General features: G+C 63.6%; 2 protein-coding genes. One reads left to right on the forward strand and one right to left on the reverse strand.

Annotation, left to right across the window (positions count from 1 at the left end; translation table 11 throughout):
* Positions 1-735: helix-turn-helix transcriptional regulator (locus tag EN893_RS31730; RefSeq protein WP_164901288.1), on the reverse strand; the 735-nt coding region annotated here is incomplete at its 3' end.
* Between the two features lie 197 nt (positions 736-932).
* Here EN893_RS31730 and EN893_RS31735 point away from each other — a divergent pair.
* Positions 933-1,853 (forward strand): zinc-binding dehydrogenase, encoded by a 921-nt coding sequence (locus EN893_RS31735; protein ID WP_128362088.1) that lies wholly within the window; start codon positions 933-935, stop codon positions 1,851-1,853.
* Positions 1,854-1,918: the final 65 nt, after the last annotated feature.

The following is a 1,918-nucleotide window of genomic DNA, read 5'->3' on the forward strand; positions in this document are numbered from 1 at the left end:
CTTGAACATGGTGATGAAGGCCGTGACCGAACCATAGCCGAGATCGCCCGAGACTTGCTCGACACTCTTGCCGGACGCCAGTTCCCGAATTGCAACGATCAAGTGCAATTGCTGGCGCCAGCGCCCGAAACTCAGCCCTGTCTCCTTTGTCACAAGGCGGGCGAGGCTGCTCTCGCTGAGCGCCATGCGCTTGGCCCAGTCCGCCAGCGTGCTGCGGTCGGCAGGGTCTTGCGCCAACGCCTCGGCGATCCTGTTCAAGCGCGGCTCGGATGAGATCGGCAGGTGCAATTGCTGGACAGGCATGCGTGGCAATTCGGTGAGCAGCATTTTGGTCAAGAGTTCGCCCCTCGCCTCGTCGTCCTGCAGCCGATCGGAAAGCTCGATGATCAATTCGCGCAGCAGTGGCGAGATCGAAAGCGTGCAGCACCGCTCTGGCAGGTCGGCCGCTCCCGGCTCTATGTAGACGAAAAAAATCCGGGCGTTGGCGGTTGCGACATTGCTGTGCTCCATGCCGCCGGGGATCCACACCCCGCAATGCGGCGGCACCATCCATAGACCGCTTGGAACGCGGCATGTGACGCCGCCGCCGAGCGCGAAGACGAGCTGGCCTTTGCGGTGCCGGTGGGCGGGGACTTCCGCTCGGGTGTCGGGGATGTCGACGCGCACGGCAATCGCCAACGCGGAAGGGTCATCCACATCGAGATCAAGCCAGGGGTAGCTGAGGGGCCGTCTCATGATTGACTGCTATTAGCGATGAAACGCCATGATAGCTAAATTCTTTAACCGCGGAAGTCGATAGGCTCCGGTTCGCGCAGGGTTGATCTCGTGACGCTGCGCGCCATCGCCGGTATGGCTCGCTACCTACGTGGGTACTCAGCTTGCCGTGCTTTCCAACGCAAGCTGGCACCGACAAGCCAGCAACAAGGTACGCCATGCTCGCCCTGGTCATCTCTCCCGAAAGTGCGACCGGGTTGAGGCTCGCCGACGTCGCCGAGCCTCAACCGGCCTCGAATGAAGCGCTTGTCTCGGTCCACGCCACTTCGTTGAATCGCGGCGAACTGCGCCTGCTTGCCATACGCCCCAAGGGCTGGATACCCGGCCAGGACATTGCGGGGATTGTCGAACGAAGAGCAGCCGATGGTTCCGGGCCAACCGTCGGCGCCCGGGTTGTCGCGTTGGTCGACGAGGCTGGTTGGACCGAACGCATCGCAGTCCCAACCGACCGTCTCGCCGCCCTGCCGGATGACGTCAGCTTCGTTTCCGCAGCCACGCTTCCTGTCGCCGGTACGACGGCGCTGAGGACTCTACGCCATGGCGGGGACCTCGCCGGCCAGCAGGTCTTGATCACCGGCGCAAGCGGTGCGGTCGGTCGTTTCCAGATCCAGCTCGCCCGCCATCAGGGCGGATTCGTGACCGCTGTCGCCGCCGCCCGGCACGCTGAGGATCTCCGCGGCCTCGGAGCCAGGCAGGTTGTCGAAGCGATAGACCTGGCCGAGGGGCCGTTCTCGCTGATTACCGAGTCGGTTGGCGGCCAAAGCCTCGCATGCGCGATCGAACGCGTCGCCCCTGGCGGGACCATCGTCATGTTCGGTTCGAGCAGCGGCGAACTAACGCCCGTCGGATTCCGCCAGTTCGTTCCGGATCATGGAGGAGCGAGGCTTCAGACCTTCGCCTACTACACGTCCGGTCCAGGCATTGGCGAGGACATCGCCTCGCTGCTCGCTCTGGTCGCAGCCGGCCGGCTCGAAACACGCGTGGCCTTGACCGTGCCATGGACAGACATCGCCCAAGCGCTGGACGCACTGCGACAGCGCAGCTTCAGCGGCAAGGCCGTTCTCACCATAACAGGATGAGCATCCTGTTATGTCACACGTGCTGGCCGCCATTGATGTGAATTTCCGAGCCCGTCACATAGGAC

The organism is Mesorhizobium sp. M7A.F.Ca.CA.004.04.2.1, assembly GCF_004022825.1.
Taxonomy (GTDB): Bacteria; Pseudomonadota; Alphaproteobacteria; order Rhizobiales; family Rhizobiaceae; genus Mesorhizobium.

What these genes read in the sequence shown, in the direction of transcription:
- EN893_RS31735 (WP_128362088.1), top strand. Translation starts at nt 933, where the DNA reads ATGCTCGCCCTGGTCATCTCTCCCGAAAGTGCGACCGGGTTGAGGCTC.